This is a genomic window from Streptomyces yongxingensis (genome assembly GCF_055597465.1).
This window is the reverse complement of sequence record NZ_CM145717.1, coordinates 10,443,547-10,460,716: the sequence shown is the minus strand read 5'-3', so window position 1 is coordinate 10,460,716 and position 17,170 is coordinate 10,443,547. Positions and strand designations below refer to the sequence as shown.

Sequence of the window (17,170 nt, the reverse complement as noted above, 5' to 3'; positions counted from 1 at the left end):
GAGGTGAGCGAGGTCAGCCGGCCGCCAGGTCGCGCACCGTGCGCAGCCCGGCGGTGACATCGGCGATGGTCGCGCAGTCGTCCACCGCCGCCCCCGCGGGCAGGACGAGGTCCGTCGGGGGCCGGCGGGTGGCGACAGCGTCGGCCAGATCGGACAGCGCGGCCCGCAGCCGGGCGGCGAGGGCCGGTTCGGGCTGTGGGGCGCCCTGGTCGAGCCGTACGCCGCAGGCCGTGACCGCGTCCACGATCTTCTCCAGGGCCAGTACCACCGGCGCCCAGGCCGCCAGGTCCCGGCCGAACGGCGGGTGTTCGGCCCCGGCCACCTCCACCGCGCGGCGCGCGTCGGCGAGTGCGCGGTATGCCTCGCGGCGCAGCCGCAGCCGGGTGGCGTACGGCGCCTCGGCGGTGAGCACCCGGTCGAGGTGGTCGCGGGTGGCGCGGACCGCGAGCGACAGCCGCACCGACACCTGGGCGCGCGGGCCGCCGAGCCCGGGCAGCGCCCCGGCGGCCAGCACCACACCGCAGGCAAGGAGTGTGTCGGTGAGCCGGGTGAATCCGGGGTCGGTGTCGCCGCCGAGGTAGACCAGGGAGAGCAGCAGCGGGGTGAGCACGGCGGTCTGCAGGGCGAAGTGGCGTACGGAGACGGGGATCAGCGCGGAGCAGACCGCCGCGACGGCCACCGGCCAGATGCCGGGGTCGCCCGCGCCGGGGGCGAGCAGCGTGGCGAGGGCGCCGAAGACGGCCACGCCCACGGCGGTGCCGAGGGCGCGGGAGAGGGCCCGGGAGACCAGTGGGCCCATATCGGGCTTGACCAGGAAGGCGGCCGTGGCGGGGAGCCAGTACCAGTGCGCGCCCGGCAGTTGCTGGGCGAGGGCGGTGCTGACGCCCACGCACAGGGCCACCCGGGCGGCGTACTCCCGGCCCGCCGGGCCGAGCGCGCGGCGCAGCCGCTGCCGGTGGCCGGGGACCACCGCGCCGACGGGCGGCGCCGGTTCGCCGTCGAAGACCCGCGCGGCGAGCAGCACGGCCCGGTGCATGGCCACATTCCCCGCGGTGTCGGGCACCGGGGCGGGCAGCCGGCCCGGTGGCAGTCCGGTCCGTACCGAGCGGGCCAGTTGGGCGGGGGTGCGCGCGATGCGGCCAGGTACGGGTTCGTCCTCCCACAGGAGGGTCAGGATGCCCTCGCTGAGTGCTCCGGCCACCGCCAGCCGGTCGCGCAGCCGCCGCTCCTCCTCGTCGACGCGGTGCAGCGGGAGCCGATGGGCGTAGAGGGCTTCGTACGCCGCGTCGTAGGCGGCGGTGAGCCTGCGCCGGGCGGCCTGGCCGCCGTCGGTGCCGACCGCGGTCATCAGGTCGGCCAGGGCGTCGTACACGGCGGCCACCGCCTCCCGTTCTCCGGAGGGCGCGGCCTGGCGCGAGGGGATGACGCGTGGCAGCAGCGCGGCCATGGCGATCACCCATGCGGCGCCGATGAGCAGCAGACCCGCCCGGGCCGGCGGGGCCACCGGGAGGGGCATGCCCGCGCCGACCACGGCGAGCACCATCAACTGCACCCCGGCGGCGGAGCAGACCGGGCCGATGGCGCTGATCGCGCCGGAGACCAGTCCGACGGGGGCGAGGGCGAGCGCGATCCAGATCCCGAGGCCCAGCGTGCCCAGCCAGGCCCCGGTCAGCAGCCCGACGGCCCCGGCGAGGGCGGGCAGGCCGATGCGCACGACGCGGGTGGCGCGGGTGGCGGGGCGGTCGTTGATATGCGCGAACATCGCCCCCAGCCCGGCGAGCATCCCGAACGGGGTGTGTCCCGACGCCACGCCGACGGCCACCACCGGTCCCACGCCGAGGGCCCCGCGGACCACCGCCGCCCAGGGCACGGGACCCCGCAGCGCCCGCACCCCGCGCAGGGGGTGCGTCAGCCAGTCGGGGGGTGTGGGGAGCGTGCGCAAGGATCCTCCGTGAGGTGGAAATCATGGGGCTCTTCGAACCGTACGTGAGCAATGCGGAACTTTCGTAACCTGCGTATTTCCGCCATGTGAGCTGCTGATGCCCCACCCCGCGCACAAGCGGCCCCCGGCTCGCGGACCCGGGTGTGACCTGGTGTTTTGTACAGTCTTCGCGGACCAGCCGGTCGGCTTGTTCGGGGCGCACATGCCAGGCTCATATGTCTCGCTCCGTGGCCAGCTTCTTGCGGAGCGTGTTGTGCTGGATACGCGGGGGAACTAGCCTCCCTTCCGCCCGTTACCGAACATTCGTCTGGTAACCGCCTTCCGTTGATCCCCAGTGTCGGAGAACGCCATGCAGGTGACCTTGCATCAGGACAAATGCGTCGCCTCGGGGCAATGCGTCCTCGCCGCCCAGGACGTGTTCGACCAGCGGGACGAGGACGGTATCGCCGTACTCCTCGACGACCGCCCGCCGGCGGAGCTGCACGACGGCGTCCGTCACGCGGCCGCCGTCTGCCCCGCCCTGGCGATCGCACTGGCCGACTCGTGAGCACACCGCGGAACGTCGTGATCGTGGGTGCCTCGGTCGCGGGGCTCACCTCGGCCGTCACACTGCGCGGCGAGGGGTACGACGGAAGGCTCACCCTCATCGGCGACGAGCCCCACACTCCCTACAACCGGCCGCCGTTGTCCAAGCAGATCCTGGCGGGCACCTGGGAGCCGGACCGGATCAAGCTGCGCACCGACGAGGAGCTGTCCGCCCTCGACGCGCGGCTGCTCTTCGGCAGGTCCGCCACCGGTCTGGACACCACCGCCCGCCGGGTGGTGCTGGACGGCGGCGACAGCGTCTCCTACGACGCCCTGGTCATCGCCACCGGTGTCACCCCCAACAGCCTGCCCGGCGCCCACCATCTGGCCGGGGTGCATCTGCTGCGCACCCTCGACGACGCCCTCGCCCTGCGCGCCGATCTGCGCCGCGAGCCCGATGCGAAGGTGGCGGTGGTCGGCGCGGGCTTCCTCGGCTCGGAGGCCGCGGTGGCGGCCCGCAGGATGCGGCTGGACGTCACCATGATCGACCCACGGCCGGTGCCGATGCGGCGGCAGTTCGGCGACCGGATAGCCGCCCTGGTCGGGCAGTTGCACAAGAAGAACGGGGTGTCCATGCGCTGTGGCACCGGGGTGCGGCGGTTCTTCGAGTCCGGCGGCCGGGTGACCGGTCTCGAACTCACCGACGGCACACTGCTGGACGCCGATGTCGTGGTGGTCGCCATCGGCGCCGCCCCGGCGATCGGCTGGCTGGCCGGATCCGGCCTTGAGCTGGGCAACGGTGTCGAATGCGATCCCACCTGCCGCGCGGCGCCCGGCGTCTACGCGGCCGGTGATGTCGCCTCGTGGCACAACAACCACTTCGGCTGCCGGATGCGGCTGGAACACCGGCTGAACGCCACGGAACAGGCGCGGGCCGTCGCCCACAATGTGCTCGGCGAGAACCAGCCGTTCGCCCCCGTGCCGTACTTCTGGACCGATCAGTACGACGCCCATATCCAGGCGTACGGCATCTTCCCCGCCGATGCCGAACTCGCCGTGCTCCACGGCGAGCTCGAGGGCGGCCACTTCGTCGTCGCCTATGGACACCGGGGCCGGGTGGTCGGGGTGCTCGGCTGGAACAGCCCGTGCGAGCTGCGCAAACTGCGCCAACTCGTGGTCGACCGGGCACCGTGGGCATCGATCCTGCCCGCTCCCCAGGCGGTGTGGCCCGGCCGACACCTCTCGGCCAGTCTCCGGTGACCGCGACGTCAATTTCCGGCCATGCGCTCTCGCGACGCTGGCGGGGTGCTGGTCCGTCGTCTTCTCCCGCAACGTGTCGCCGTCGCTCCTGGTCACTGCCGGCTCCTCGGGCTCGCCGGGTCGGTGGCCCTGGCAGCGGGCGGAGCATCGGCCGGAGCGCTACCGGTGGGGGACGCCCTCACCCCTGACTCCGGGAGAGAGGCGCTCGGGCTGATCAGCACCTATTTCGGGCTGGTGCTGCTGATCGCGGCGTGGTGGCTGCTGGGGCGCGAGGTGCGCGGGCCGAAACCGCCCGGCCCCCGCTCCCTGCTGATCACGCTCGCCACCTGGGCGGCTCCCCTGCTCCCCGGGCCGCCGCTGTTCAGCCGGGATGTGTACAGCTACCTCGCCCAGGGCGCGATGGTGCACGCCCGCATCGACGTCTACACCCACGGCCCCATCCGTCTCGGCGGACCGCTGGCGGACGAGGTGGCGCCGGTGTGGCAGCACACCCCGACGCCGTACGGCCCGGTCTCGCTGGCCTTCGAATCCGCCATCGCCCATGCCTCGCGCGCCGAGCCGTCACTCGGGGTGATCGGGCTGCGGCTGATCGCACTGCTCGGGGTGGCGCTGATGGTGCTCGCGCTGCCCGTTCTGGCCCGCCGCTGTGGCACCGACCCGAGCGCCGCCCTGTGGCTGGGCGGGCTCAACCCGCTCCTGCTGCTGCATCTGGTGGGTGGGGCGCACAATGATGCCGTGATGCTCGGGCTGCTCGGGGCCGGGCTGGTGGCCGCGACGGGCCGATGGCCGGCCTGTGGCGCGGTGCTGGTCACGCTCGCCGCCCTGGTCAAGGCCCCGGCGGCGCTGGGGCTGCTGGCGGTCGCCACGCTGTGGGCGCGCCGGGTGGCGGGCCGCAGGCGCCGCGTCGGCGCCGTGGCGGCCACCGCCGCGCTGTCCCTGGCCACCACGGGGGTGGCGACGGCCGTGACCGGCACCGGCTACGGCTGGATCTCCGCGCTCACCACCCCGGCCTCACCGGACAACTGGGCGCTGACCAGCACGCTCGGCCGCGCCACCGGCGCCCTGCTGGAGGCCGTCGGCAGCGGTCTGGCGCCGCTGGCCGCGCCCGCGTGGCACGGGCTGGGGCTGCTGGCCACCGCCGTGGCCATCGGGGCCGCCTGGCTGCGCCCGCCCCGCCCCCGGCCGGTGTACGCGCTGGGGCTGAGCCTGATCGCGGTGGCCGTGCTGGGCCCGGCGATCCGGCCCTGGTACGTGCTGTGGGGGCTGTTCGTGATCGCCGCGGCCGGTCCTGGCGGAACGGTGCGTAAGGCGGTGGTGGCCGGGAGCGGGGTGCTCGCGCTGGCCGTGCTGCCCAATGGGTTCGCGCCGGATTCGCGGCAGCTGACGTACGCCGTGTGCGGGGGCGCGCTGGCGGTGTGCGCGCTGTGGTGCGTACGGCACGCGCCGGGGTTCGCCACCGGCAACGCGCTGCCCGCCGTCCCCGGCGGCCACCGATCGGAGCGTTCGGCATGACGGGGCCCACCACCTCACGCGGCCGGCTGGTCCTGGCGCTCGCCCTGACCGTGGCGGTGGGGCTGTTCCTGGCCTTCGTCCCGCTGCACCGGAACTGGTTCGACCTCAACGTCTACTACGACGCCGTGGGCCACTGGCTGCGGGACGGCCGTATCTACGACTTCACCATCCCCGGCGCGGACGGGGCGGACTACGGCTTCACCTATCCGCCCTTCGCCGCGCTGTGCATGCTGCCGATGGCCCTGTTCACCTGGCCGGCCGCGATCACCCTGAGCATGGTGCTCAACGTGGCCGCCTCGGCCACCCTGCTCACCTGGCTGATCGGGCCGATCGTCCAGCGGCACGGCTGGAACAAGTGGTTCGCCTTCGTGGTGGCGGCCTGTCTGTTCGTCCTGCTGGAGCCGGTGCGGGACACCTTCAGCTTCGGGCAGGTCAATCTGCTGCTGCTGGTACTGGTGTTCTTCGACGCCTGGCTGCTGTCCACGGGGCGTGGCCGGTTCGCCGGCTGCGGTATCGGGCTCGCCGCCGCCATCAAGCTCACCCCGGCGATCTTCATCGGCTATCTGCTGATCACCCGGCGGTGGCGCGCCGCCGCGACCGCCACGGGCACCGCAGCGGCCGCCACCCTGCTGGCCCTGGCGGTGGCGCCGGGAGCCTCGCGGGTCTACTGGACCGAGGCGCTGTGGGACACCGACCGGATCGGGGTGCTCTCCTACGTCTCCAACCAGTCGTGGGAAGGGGTGCTGGCCCGGCTGGTCGATCCGGTGCCGCCGAGCGGGGTGGTGTGGGCGCTCGGGGTGCTCGCGGTGCTGGCCGTCTGGGCGCACCGGGTGCGCTCCGCGGTGGCGGTCGGGGACGAGCGGGCCGGGTTCGCGCTGACCGGGGTGGCCGCCTGTCTGATCAGCCCGATCACCTGGGTGCACCATCTGGTGTGGCTGATTCCGGCCCTGGCGGTCCTGGTCGACAGCGGGCTGCGGCCGGACGCGCCACCGGCCCGGCGCAGGCTGCTGCTCCGGGCCGGTGCGCTGGTGTACGTGCTGCTGTGCAGCAGCGTGGTGTGGCTGTGGCGGTTCGACTCCACCGGGGTGGACGGCTTCCTCGGCAGCAACACCTATGTGTGGATCTGCCTCGGCTTGCTGATCGCGCTCCCGCTGCGCGGTGCGCGTTCCGCGACGATGCTGGGCCAAGAGCCGTATCCGGCACGTATCCCATGACCGACAGGAGGGTCCGGGCCGATGACTGAAGCGATGCCGCGCCCCGCGGAGCAGCCCCTGGACCGGCCCGCGGAGCGGGCGGGGCGCCGGCCCCTGTACCGGCGGCTGCCGCTGCGCCAGATCCTGTGTCTGCTGCCGCTGCTGGTCGTGGGTGTCTGGGTGGTCCAGCACCGGTCGCTGATCGGCTCCGGCGCCCGTCAGATGTTCACCGCGAATCCGTACTGGCTGCTGACGGCGGTGGCGACGACCGGGCTCGGCTGGGTGGCGGTGTCGTTCGCCCGGCAGGGCACGGTGCTGGAGCGGCTGCCGGCCAGGCGGTTGTTCGCCACCCAGTTCGCCGCGGGGGCGGCCAACCATCTGCTGCCGTCGGGGATCGGCGCCGGCGCGGTCAACATCCGGTTCATGACGGGCTGCGGGCTGCCGCCCGCTCGCTCCTCGGCGGCGCTCGCCCTGTACTTCCTGGCGGAGGCCACGGCCCGGGTGGGGTTGCTGCTGGTGCTGCTCGTGGCGTTTCCCGAGGCGCTGCGGCTGGGCCCGCTGCTCCCGGAGTCGGTGAGCGGGACGGTGGTGGCCGGGGTGGTGGCGGCGGCCGGGGTGCTGGTGGCCGGGGCGGCGCTGATCCGTCCGGTGCGCCGGCTCGTGGTGACGTTCCTGCGCACCGCGCTGGCCGACGCCCGGTCGCTGCACATGCGGCCGTCCAGGGCGCTGGCGCTGTGGGGTGGTTCGCTGGCGTTTCCGCTGCTCCAGGCGACGGGGCTGGTGGCGGTCGCGCTGGCGCTGGAACTTGAGGTGCGGCCGGCGCATGTGATGCTCGCGTATCTGGCCGCCACGGCGGTGGCCGCCGTCGTCCCCGCCCCCGGTGGTATCGGCTCGGTCGACGCGGCGCTGGTCATCGCGCTGGTGGCGGCGGGGGCGCCGGTCGAGTCGGCCACGTCCACGGTGCTGGCGTACCGCTTCATCACGGTGTGGCTGCCGCTGATCCCCGGGGCGCTGGTGCTGGGCGGGCTGGTGCGAGCGAAGATCGTCTGAGTCGGCGGGGTCAGGGCCGGCGCAGGGTGAGGACGTCGTCGGGCCGGACGTCGATGTGCGAGCCGAGGAAGGCCCCGACCCGGTCGAGGGTTCCGCCCAGCCAAACGGCGTCGTCGTGGCCGGTGCGCTCCAGCCGCATCCGCCGTGACCGCAGGGGCACCATGCGCAGGGTCACCAGGCGGCCGGTGTCCGGGTCCAGCTCGGGGAAGTAGAGCAGCCGCAGATCGTCGCGGTACCGCTCGTAGCCGCCGATGCCCTCGTAGTCGTCGACCATGTCGCCGCAGCCGTAGAGGACCAGCTTGCCGCGGTACACCTCGAGGGGGCGGGGGTGGTGGGAGGAGTGGCCGTGGACGAGGTCCACACCGCCGTCGATCAGGGCGTGGGCGAAGTGGATCTGGTCCGGGGAGACGCCGTACCCCCAGTTGCCGCCCCAGTGGACCGAGGCGACGGCGATGTCGCCGGGGCGCTTGAGCTGCCGTACGCGGTCGGTGATCCCGGTCGCACGGGCGTCCGACAGCTCGGGCAGGAAGTCGACCCCGGACCGGTTCTCGGCCGCGGCCCACCGGCCCGGAATGCCGCTGGAGGCCGCGCCGAACGAGAACACCAGCACCCGGCGGTGGTCCCCGGCGGGGACGACGGCGGGCCGCCGCGCGGCGGCCGCGTCACGGCCCGCTCCGGCCACCCGGAGCCCGGCGGCGGCCAGGGAGTCGAGCGTCTCCTCTAGCCCGCGCCGGCCGCCGTCGAGCACATGGTTGTTGGCCAGGACGCAGACATCGGGCCGGACCGCGGTCAGACAGGGGAGGTTGTCCGGGCTCATCCGGTAGTGGACGTCCTTCCCCGGGGCGAACTCATCACTGCGGGTGACGCTCGTCTCCAGGTTGAGCACCCGCGCCTCGGGCGCTTCCTCGTCCAGCACCGCCAGGGCGTCGCCCCAGGGCCAGGAGAAGTCCACCGGGCGCGGGATCGGGCCGTTCGCCTCCTCGGCCAGCTCCACATAGGCCCGGGAGTCGCGGATGTAGGGCTCGTGGAGCTCCGGATCGCCCGGATGCGGCAGGATCTGGTCGACACCGCGGGCGAGCATCACATCGCCGCAGAGGAACAGCGTCACCGCCGTGTCGTGCATACCTCAACGATAGGCGTGCGTCGCCATGAGTGAGCGTGGCCGGGGTGGGGACCCGCGGGGGGTGAACGCACAGGGAGGTGCGGCGGATGAACAGGGCGGAGACGAGTGAGAGCCCGCTGCGGCCCGGGGACCTGGAGGAGGCCGCGGCCCGGCTGTCCGAGCAGGCGGACCGGCTGTGGTCGCAGCTCGCCCGGAACGAGGAGACCGCGTCGGCGTTGCGCGCGGACTGCGATCTCGATGCCGCGGACACGGGTGCCAAGGCCGCGACGCTCAGGGAGCTGCACTCACGCGCGGAGACGGACGCGGCCCTGCTGGAGCGGACCGTCGCGGCGCTCGACCGGCTGCGCGACGGATCCTTCGGGATCTGCACGCGGTGCGGCCGGCCTCAGGGCCGGGAGCGGGCGCTGGCCCTGCCCCACGCGGAGCTGTGCGTGGTGTGCGCCGCGGAGCGGGAGGCGGGGCCGGGCGGCTGATCGGGCGGCTGATGAGGCGCGCCCCGCTCACGGCGTCCGGGCGCGCGGCCGTGACCGCCGGGGGCGTGGGCGTTACGCGGGCCGCCGCCGGCGCGGGCGTCACGCGGCACGGGCGCCGACCTCCTGCCCCAGGCGGGCACAGGTGCGGTTGATGAGCCGGGAGACATGCATCTGGGAGATGCCGAGCCGATCGGCGATCCGGCTCTGGGTCTCGTCGCAGAAGAACCGCAGGTAGAGGATCTCCCGCTCGCGCGCGGGAAGCCTGCGCAGGCACGGCTTGAGGGATTCGCGCTGGACGACCCGCTCGTAGGAGGACTCGGTGGAGCCGAGGGTGTCCACCAGTGCGTAGTTGTCGTCCGCGCCGCGCAGTGCGGCGTCCAGCGACAGCGTGCGGAAGCTGTCGAGCGCCTCCATGCCGACGAGGACGTCCTCCTCGGTCATGCCGGTGTGCTGGGCGATGTCCTTGACGCTGGGCGAGCGGTCGTCCGGTGAGCGGGTCAGCTCCTGGACCGCGGTGCGGACCCGGTTGCGCAGCTCCTGGACCCGGCGCGGGACGTGCAGGCCCCACATGTGGTCGCGGAAGTGCCGCTTGACCTCCCCGACCACGGTCGGGACGGCGTAGCTCTCGAAGGCCGAACCCCGGTCCGGCTCATAGCGCTTGACCGCCTTGACCAGGCCGACCATGGCCACCTGTCGCAGGTCCTCCTGGCTTTCACCGCGGTTGCGGAACTGTGAGGCGATGCGCTCGGCCATCGGCATCCAGGCCCGGACGACTTCCTGCCGCAGGGTCTCCTTCTCCTGACCGTCCGGCAGATCGGCGATCCGGCGGAAGTCGGCGGAGGTGTCGGGGGCGTCGTCGTGTGCGTGCTTGGGGTGGGTTCGGGGGTGTGCTCGTGCGGACGTCATGGGCTGGTCTCCCTTGGGCTGTCGTCGGTGTCACCACAGGTTCTGGCAATCCGGACAACTCGGGCGACCGTGAACACGCCTTCCGCAGCCGGGCTGCTCCCGTGGCGTGCCTCCGGTCCGAAGCACACTGTGCGCGTGCCCGTCCTCGGCACAGCGAAACGGAGTTCATCTCAAGGGATGCCGGTCCATCCGGTGCGTCGTGCGTCACACCGGTCCGGTGCGTGGCCCGCATGGGCTTTGCGGGAGAGCCCGCGACGAGGATTCGGCCCACGACCAAGATTTACGGAGGCTTTCCCGCCGTTTCGCCCGTGCGCCGTTGTCCGTACCGTCTTGGCGGAAGAGACTGCACCGATTCCCCCCCGCATCCCTTCGAACGCCACAGGAGACCGGAGCGTCATGACCTCCATAGACCGTCGAAGATTCATGCAACTTGCCGGCACCGGCACGGCCATGTCCCTCCTCTCCGCCAGCATCGCGCGCGCCGCGGAGATTCCGGCGAACCGCCGGACCGGAAGCCTGCGGGACATCGAGCACATCGTCGTGCTGATGCAGGAGAACCGCTCCTTCGACCACTACTTCGGCACCCTGCGCGGGGTCCGGGGATTCGGCGATCCGCAGCCGGTGCGGCTGCCGGGCGGCAAGCCGGTGTGGCATCAGTCCGACGGCTCCAAGGAGGTCCTGCCGTTCCGCCCCGAGGTGAACGACCTCGGGCTGCGGTTCCTCCAGGACCTGCCGCACGGCTGGGGCGACGGCCATGTGGCGTTCAACGACGGCAAGTACGACAAGTGGGTGCCCTCGAAGTCGGCCACCACCATGGCGTATCTGACCCGCGAGGACATCCCGTTCCACTACGCGCTGGCCGACGCCTTCACCATCTGCGACGCCTACCACTGCTCGTTCATCGGCTCCACGGACCCCAACCGCTACTACCTGTGGTCCGGTTACACCGGCAACGACGGCAAGGGCGGCGGCCCGGTGCTGGACAACGCGGAGGCCGGCTACGGCTGGACCACCTACCCCGAGCGCCTGGAGAAGGCCGGGATCTCCTGGAAGATCTACCAGGACATCGGCGACGGGCTCGACGCCAAGGGCGGCTGGGGCTGGATCGAGGACGCCTACCGCGGCAACTACGGCGACAACTCGCTGCTGTACTTCAACCAGTACCGCGACGCCAAGCCCGGCGACCCGCTGTACGACAAGGCCCGCACCGGCACCGACGCCAGAAACGGCGACGGCTTCTTCGACGTGCTGCGGGCCGATGTGAAGGCCGGGAAGCTGCCGCAGATCTCCTGGATCGCGGCGCCCGAAGCCTTCACCGAGCACCCCAACTGGCCCGCCAACTACGGCGCCTGGTACATCGCCCAGGTGCTGGACGCGCTCACCTCCAACCCCGAGGTGTGGAGCAGGACCGCGCTGCTCATCACCTACGACGAGAACGACGGCTTCTTCGACCACGTGGTGCCGCCGTACGCGCCCGCCGCCAAGCGGGGCGCCTCGACCGTGGACACCACCGGGGAGCTGTACGCCGGCTCCGCCTCGCAGCCCGCGGGCCCGTACGGGCTGGGGCAGCGGGTGCCGATGCTGGTGGTGTCGCCGTGGAGCAAGGGCGGCTGGGTGTGCTCCCAGACGCTGGACCACACCTCGGTGATCCGGCTCATGGAAGAGCGCTTCGGCGTCGAGGAGCCGAACATCTCGCCGTGGCGGCGGGCGGTGTGCGGTGACCTGACCGCGGCCTTCGACTTCTCCCGGACCGATGTGAAGGTCCCGGCCCTGCCGGACACCAGCGGCTACCGGCCCAAGGACAACGAGCGTCACCCGGACTATGTGCCGGCGCTCCCGGCACACCCCTCGCTGCCCCGGCAGGAGTCCGGGCTGCGCCGCGCCAGGCCGCTGCCGTACGACCTGTCGGCCGATGCCACGACCGGCGCCGACGGCGGTCTGCGGGTCGACTTCGTCCACCACGGCAAGGGCACCGCCGCGCACTTCCACGTGACCTCCGCGAGCCATGAGGGCGGGCCGTGGGGCTACACCGTCGAGGCGGGCAAGCGGCTGTCCGGCACCTGGCAGCGCTCCTCGGCGGACAACGGCGCCTATGACCTCCAGGTGCACGGTCCGGCCGGTTTCCTGCGCCACTTCACCGGCCATGCCACCGGCGAGGGCCCCGAGGTGAGCGCCCGTCACGACCGCGCGACCGGGGAGGTCGAGCTGACCCTCGTCAACCGGGGCGACGCGACGGTGCGGCTCACCGTCACGGACGGCTACCACAAGGAGAAGCCGGTGACCCACCGGCTCCGGCCCGGCGCGCGGGTGGTGCACACCGCCCGCACCGGGCGCAGCCACCAGTGGTACGACCTGTCGGTGGTCTCCGACCACGACAGCGGCTATCTGCGCCGGCTGGCCGGGCATGTGGAGACCGGCCGTGCGGGGATGAGCGACCCCGCGCTCTCGGCGGACTGAGCCACCGCCGCCGGCCCCTCGCCGCGCGCCCGTCCGGCTCCCCGCCGGGCGGGCGCGCGGCGCGTCTCCCCCTCACCCGTGACGCTCGGGCCGTCAGCGCCGGGCGCCCGAGGCGCGGATGCGGAACCCGGCCGGGGTCTCGCCCGAGCGCCGCCGGAAGAACTTGGTGAAGACGGTGGCGTCCGGGAAGCCCAGCCGCTCGCCGATGGCCGTGGCGGACAGATCGGTGTGCACCAGCAGCCGCTTGGCCTCGAGCAGCACCCGGTCGTCGATGAACCGCTTGGCGCCGCATCCCACGGTGGCGCGGGTGGCCCGGGTCAGGGTGCGGACGCTGTAGCCCAGCCGGTCCGCGTAGTCCTCGACCCGGTGGGTGCGGGTGTAGTCGCGCTCCACGGCCTGCTGGAAGCGGCGGAACGCCTCACTGCCCGCCGTGTCCCCGCTCTGGGCGCCGGGCAGATGGGCCAGCCGCAGCACGAGGACGGCGACGAGGTGGCGCACCACCTCGACATGCGCCTCCAGCGGCCCGGCCACCGTCCGGTACTCGCTCTCCAGCAGGTCCAGGACGCCACGGACGGCCTCGGCGTCGGCGCCCTCGGGCACCACCAGCGGGGACCGGGACGCGGGCCGGTCCAGCCGGGCGACCGCGGCGGTGGCGGCGCCGAGATAGCCGGGCGGGAAGAGCACGGCGGCGCCGTCCGCCGCGCCGAGGGCGGACCGGAACTGGTGGATCTGCCCGGGGCGCACCCACATCCAGCCGCCCTCGGTCAGCTCGTACTCCGTGAAGTCCACCGAGCAGCGCAGTGTCCCGGAGCGCACGGTGATGAGCTGGTGGAAGGCGAGCCGCATCGGGGCGTGGACATCGAGGCCATGGCTCCGGGCGCGGGCGGCGAGTCCGGGGAAGTCCAGGACGGCCGCTCCCGGCGGGGCTCCCACGGAGGGCCGGAAGGGAACCTCGGTGACATCACGATGTCCGTTTCTGTCCATAGCGCGTCTTCAGTGTACGGCCGGTGTGCCCTGGTCCGCATCTAGCGTGGAGTGCGTTGGGGTGAACGGGTGACCGAAAGAGTCCCCGTGGTCACCGCTTCCCCTTCCACCGAGAGCATTCCGCCGAGAGCAGCCGAGGGAGCGCGCCGCCGTGCGATTGATCGTGGGCATGACAGGAGCAACGGGTGCCGTGTTCGGCGTCCGGCTGCTGGAGACGCTGGCCGAGCTGCCCGAGGTGGAGACCCATCTGGTGCTCAGCCGCTGGGCGCGCACCACGATCGAGCTGGAGACCGGCCGGTCCGCCCGCGAGGTGGCCGGGCTGGCCGATGTGACCCACTCCCCCGAGGACCAGGGCGCCGCCATCTCCTCCGGCTCGTTCCGCACCGACGGCATGATCATCGCGCCGTGCTCGATGAAGACCCTCGCCGGGATCCGCGCCGGGTACGCCGACGGTCTGGTGGGCCGCGCCGCGGACGTGGTCCTCAAGGAGCGGCGCCGGCTCGTCCTCGTACCGAGGGAGACCCCGCTCAGCGAGATCCACCTCGAGAACATGCTGGCGCTCTCCCGGATGGGCGTGCGGATGGTCCCGCCCATGCCCGCCTTCTACAACCACCCCCGGTCGGTGGACGACATCGTCGACCACATCACGGCCCGCCTCCTCGACCAGTTCGACCTGCCCGCGCCCGCCGCCAAGCGGTGGGAGGGCATGCGCGCCGCCCGCGGCCCGAAGCCCACCGCCGCCTGATTCCCCCGCCTGTCCCCCACTTGGAGTTCCCATGGCCTACGACGACTTCCGTGACTTCCTCGACACCCTCCGGAAGGAGGGTCAGCTGCTGCACATCGACGACGAGGTGATGCCGGAGCCGGACATCGCCGCCGCCGCGAACGCCGCCCCGCGCCTGGGCGGCCACGCCCCCGCCCTGTACTTCGACCGCGTCAAGGGCTTCACCGACGCGCGGATCGCGCTCAATGTGCACGGCTCCTGGGCCAATCACGCGCTCGCGCTCGGCCTGCCCAAGGAGACCGGCACCAAGGAGCAGGTGGAGGAGTTCATCCGCCGCTGGGACACCTTCCCGGTCGCGCCCGAGTGGCGCGAGAACCCGGTGTGGGCCGAGAACACCCTGGAGGGCGAGGACGCCGACATCTTCCGGGTGCTTCCGCTGATCCGGCTCAACGACGGCGACGGCGGCTTCTACATCGACAAGGCGGCCGTGATCTCCAAGGACCCCGCCGACCCCGAGCACAGCGGCAAGCAGAACGTCGGCATCTACCGCATCGAGGTCAAGGGCAGGCGCACACTCGCCATCCAGCCGGTGCCGATGCATGACATCGCCCAGCACCTGCACACCGCCGAGGAGCGGGGCGAGGACCTGCCCGTGGCCATCACCCTCGGCAACGAGCCGGTGATCTCCATCGTGGCCTCCACTCCCATGGAGTACGAGCAGAACGAGTACGAGCTGGCCGGCGCCCTGCGCGGCGCCCCCGCCCCGATCTCCCGGGCCCCGCTCACCGGGCTTCCGGTGCCGTGGGGCAGCGAGGTGGTCATCGAGGGCGTCATCGAGGGCCGCAAGCGCGAGATCGAGGGGCCGTTCGGCGAGTTCACCGGCCACTACTCCGGCGGCCGGAACATGCCCGTCATCCGCATCGACCGGATCTCCTACCGCACGAACCCCATCTTCGAGCATCTCTACCTCGGCATGCCGTGGACCGAGGTGGACTATCTGATCGCCGCCAATACCTGTGTGCCGCTGTACAAGCAGCTGCGCCGCGACTTCCCCGAGGTCCAGGCGGTCAACGCGATGTTCACCCACGGACTGGTGGTCATCGTGTCCACCAAGAAGCGCTACGGCGGCTTCGCCAAGGCCGTCGGCATGCGGGTGCTGACCACTCCGCACGGCCTCGGCTACGCCGCCACCGTGATCGTGGTGGACGAGGACGTCGACCCGTTCGACCTTCCCCAGGTGATGTGGGCGCTGTCCACGAAGATGAACCCGGCGGGCGATCTGGTGCGGATCCCCCATCTGTCGGTGCTGGAACTGGCCCCGCAGGCCATCACGCCCGGTATCACCGACAAGCTCATCATCGACGCCACCACCCCCGTCGCCCCCGACAACCGCGGCAACTACGGCACCCAGGTGCGCGATCTGCCCGAGACCGCCGAGTGGCTGGCCCGGCTGCAACGGCTCGCCGCCACCCGCTGACCACACCACCGACACCCCATGGAAGGACTTCGGATGTCCGACACCACTCCCCCGCGCCCGGCCGCCCCGTGCCCGCGCTGCGCCCACGAGACGATCGAGCACATCACCGGCTCCCCCGTCCCCGGCGTCTGGGAGGTGCTCCAGTGCGCGCGGTGCCTGTACATGTGGCGCACCAGCGAGCCCGCACGGCGCACCCGGCGCGACGCCTACCCCGAGGAGTTCATGCTGACGCCCGAGGACATCGGTGCCGCGCCGGAGGTCCCGGCCGTTCCGCCGCTGCGCGGACCCGAAGCCGGAACGGCTACCAGGTGACGGGGAGTTCGTACACTCCGTAGATCACCGCGTCGTACTTGAACGGGATGTCCGCCAGGTCCGCCGCCATCCGCAGAGTGGGAACGCGGCGGAACAGGGCGGGGTAGACCACCTGGAGCTCCATCCGGGCCAGCGGCTGGCCGAGGCAGTGATGGGTGCCCGCGCCGAACGCCTGGTGGTGGCGGGCGTCCCGGCCGATGTCCAGCCGGTCCGGGTCCGGGAAGACGGCCGGGTCCCGGTTGGCCAGTTCACCGAGGAGGATCACCCCCTCACCGGCCCGGATGGTCCGGCCGGCGATCTCGATGTCCTCCAGCGCCGTCCGGCGGCGTCCCAGGTGGACGACGCTGAGGTAGCGCAGGAGTTCCTCCACCGCGGAGACGATCACCTTGGGGTCGTCGGCCTCGCGCACGCGGGCGAGTTGTCCGGGGTGCTGGAGCAGTAGCAGCGTCCCCATGGTGATCATGTTGGCCGTGGTCTCGTGGCCGCCGAGGAGCAGCAGCACCCCCATCGCGGCGGCCTCACGGCGGGTCAGCTCGCCCGCCGTGATCCGCCGGCCGAGCCCGGAGAGCAGATCGTCACCGGGCCGGGCGAGCTTCTCCCCCACCAACTGGTCCAGATAGCCGTACAGATTGGTGTGCGCGGCGGTCCGCTCCTCGGGCGTGGCCACGGCGGACACGAGAACCTTGCTGTTGGTCTGGAAGAACGCGTGGTCCTCGTACGGAACGCCCAGCAGCTCGGAGATCACCAGCGACGGAAGCGGCAGCGCGAGCGCCTGGACCAGGTCGGCCGGTTTGGGCCCGGCCAGCATCCGGGTGATGAAGTCGTCCACCATCTCCTGCACGACGGGGCGCATCGCCTCGACCCGCTTGATGGTGAAGGCGCCGCTGACCATGCGGCGCAGCCGGGCGTGCTCCGGATCGTCCATGCCGACGAAGCTCAGGTCGGTGGATGGCCGTTCGCCGCCCGTGTGGGGGACGGGACTCGGGAAGCCGGGATGGGAGAAGTCGGCGCTGAGCCGGGGGTCGGAGAGCAGGGTCTTCTGCTCGGCGTGGCCGGTCACCACCCACGGGGTGCTGTCGTTCCAGGACCGGACCCGGGTCAGCGGGCCCCGGCTCGCCAGGCCGCGCAGCTCCGGGGACGGGTCGAAGGGGCAGACCGCGGCGCGCGGCTGGGGGAAGGCGGGGATCTCGGCCGACGCGTCGTCGGCCACGGGCGAGGTGGTCATGGTCTTC

15 protein-coding genes are annotated in these 17,170 nt (G+C 72.6%); 10 read left to right on the top strand and 5 right to left on the bottom strand.

The features are described from left to right. Nucleotides 1-13: 13 nt before the first annotated feature. Entirely contained in the window at nucleotides 14-1,942 is a 1,929-nt protein-coding gene (locus tag ACZ6TD_RS44230; protein WP_471347373.1) for an FUSC family protein, read from the bottom strand. Nucleotides 1,943-2,291: 349 nt separating this feature from the next. Between ACZ6TD_RS44230 and ACZ6TD_RS44225 the strand changes: the two genes are divergently transcribed. From ACZ6TD_RS44225 to ACZ6TD_RS44205, 5 genes are read left to right on the top strand one after another with little or no spacing between them, the layout of a single operon-like run. Next, nucleotides 2,292-2,489, top strand: a complete 198-nt coding sequence (locus ACZ6TD_RS44225) for a ferredoxin (RefSeq protein WP_471347371.1) — start codon at nucleotides 2,292-2,294, stop codon at nucleotides 2,487-2,489. Beyond that, complete coding sequence (locus ACZ6TD_RS44220; RefSeq protein ID WP_471347369.1) at nucleotides 2,486-3,727, top strand: NAD(P)/FAD-dependent oxidoreductase; 1,242 nt, start codon at nucleotides 2,486-2,488, stop codon at nucleotides 3,725-3,727. The genes ACZ6TD_RS44225 and ACZ6TD_RS44220 overlap by 4 nt, the downstream gene beginning before the upstream one ends. A 21-nt stretch (nucleotides 3,728-3,748) precedes the next feature. Then, the gene (gene mptB, locus ACZ6TD_RS44215; RefSeq protein ID WP_471347367.1) at nucleotides 3,749-5,239 is read left to right on the top strand and encodes a polyprenol phosphomannose-dependent alpha 1,6 mannosyltransferase MptB; all 1,491 of its coding nucleotides are present in this window, start codon (nucleotides 3,749-3,751) and stop codon (nucleotides 5,237-5,239) included. After that, nucleotides 5,236-6,453, top strand: a complete 1,218-nt coding sequence (locus ACZ6TD_RS44210; protein WP_471347365.1) for a glycosyltransferase 87 family protein — start codon at nucleotides 5,236-5,238, stop codon at nucleotides 6,451-6,453. Before mptB ends, ACZ6TD_RS44210 begins: the two co-directional genes overlap by 4 nt. 21 nt (nucleotides 6,454-6,474) lie before the next feature. Then, nucleotides 6,475-7,482, top strand: a complete 1,008-nt coding sequence (locus tag ACZ6TD_RS44205) for a lysylphosphatidylglycerol synthase transmembrane domain-containing protein (protein ID WP_471347363.1) — start codon at nucleotides 6,475-6,477, stop codon at nucleotides 7,480-7,482. Nucleotides 7,483-7,492: 10 nt separating this feature from the next. Here the strand turns inward: ACZ6TD_RS44205 and ACZ6TD_RS44200 are convergent, their stop codons facing one another. Next, nucleotides 7,493-8,605: a CapA family protein gene (locus tag ACZ6TD_RS44200; RefSeq protein ID WP_471347361.1), complete on the bottom strand. Its 1,113-nt coding sequence runs from the start codon at nucleotides 8,603-8,605 to the stop codon at nucleotides 7,493-7,495. 86 nt (nucleotides 8,606-8,691) lie between these two features. On the opposite strand from ACZ6TD_RS44200, the gene ACZ6TD_RS44195 reads away from it, so the two are divergent. Further along, the gene (locus tag ACZ6TD_RS44195) at nucleotides 8,692-9,078 is read left to right on the top strand and encodes a TraR/DksA family transcriptional regulator (RefSeq protein ID WP_471347360.1); all 387 of its coding nucleotides are present in this window, start codon (nucleotides 8,692-8,694) and stop codon (nucleotides 9,076-9,078) included. A gap of 99 nt (nucleotides 9,079-9,177) precedes the next feature. Here ACZ6TD_RS44195 and ACZ6TD_RS44190 read toward each other — a convergent pair whose 3' ends face one another. After that, a complete protein-coding gene (locus ACZ6TD_RS44190) occupies nucleotides 9,178-9,984 on the bottom strand; it encodes a SigB/SigF/SigG family RNA polymerase sigma factor (protein WP_471347358.1) in 807 nt (268 codons plus the stop codon). A gap of 396 nt (nucleotides 9,985-10,380) precedes the next feature. Here ACZ6TD_RS44190 and ACZ6TD_RS44185 point away from each other — a divergent pair, with 396 nt between their 5' ends. Beyond that, entirely contained in the window at nucleotides 10,381-12,441 is a 2,061-nt protein-coding gene (locus ACZ6TD_RS44185) for a phosphocholine-specific phospholipase C (RefSeq protein ID WP_471347357.1), read from the top strand. Between the two features lie 93 nt (nucleotides 12,442-12,534). Here the strand turns inward: ACZ6TD_RS44185 and ACZ6TD_RS44180 are convergent, their stop codons facing one another. Further along, nucleotides 12,535-13,425 carry a helix-turn-helix transcriptional regulator gene (locus tag ACZ6TD_RS44180; RefSeq protein ID WP_471347355.1) on the bottom strand — a complete coding sequence of 297 codons (891 nt, stop codon included), beginning with the start codon at nucleotides 13,423-13,425 and terminating at the stop codon, nucleotides 12,535-12,537. Nucleotides 13,426-13,576: 151 nt separating this feature from the next. Here ACZ6TD_RS44180 and ACZ6TD_RS44175 point away from each other — a divergent pair, with 151 nt between their 5' ends. The 3 genes from ACZ6TD_RS44175 to ACZ6TD_RS44165 are packed head-to-tail and all read left to right on the top strand — an operon-like array spanning nucleotide 13,577 to nucleotide 15,938. Continuing rightward, nucleotides 13,577-14,170, top strand: a complete 594-nt coding sequence (locus ACZ6TD_RS44175) for a non-oxidative hydroxyarylic acid decarboxylases subunit B (protein WP_471347353.1) — start codon at nucleotides 13,577-13,579, stop codon at nucleotides 14,168-14,170. A 31-nt stretch (nucleotides 14,171-14,201) separates the two neighbouring features. Next, nucleotides 14,202-15,626 carry a non-oxidative hydroxyarylic acid decarboxylases subunit C gene (locus ACZ6TD_RS44170; protein ID WP_471347351.1) on the top strand — a complete coding sequence of 475 codons (1,425 nt, stop codon included), beginning with the start codon at nucleotides 14,202-14,204 and terminating at the stop codon, nucleotides 15,624-15,626. 33 nt (nucleotides 15,627-15,659) lie between these two features. Next, nucleotides 15,660-15,938, top strand: a complete 279-nt coding sequence (locus ACZ6TD_RS44165) for a non-oxidative hydroxyarylic acid decarboxylases subunit D (protein WP_471347349.1) — start codon at nucleotides 15,660-15,662, stop codon at nucleotides 15,936-15,938. Here ACZ6TD_RS44165 and ACZ6TD_RS44160 read toward each other — a convergent pair. Continuing rightward, on the bottom strand, nucleotides 15,928-17,163 hold the full coding sequence (locus ACZ6TD_RS44160) for a cytochrome P450 (RefSeq protein WP_471347347.1): 1,236 nt from the start codon (nucleotides 17,161-17,163) through the stop codon (nucleotides 15,928-15,930). The genes ACZ6TD_RS44165 and ACZ6TD_RS44160 overlap by 11 nt on opposite strands. Between the last annotated feature and the right edge of the window lie 7 nt (nucleotides 17,164-17,170).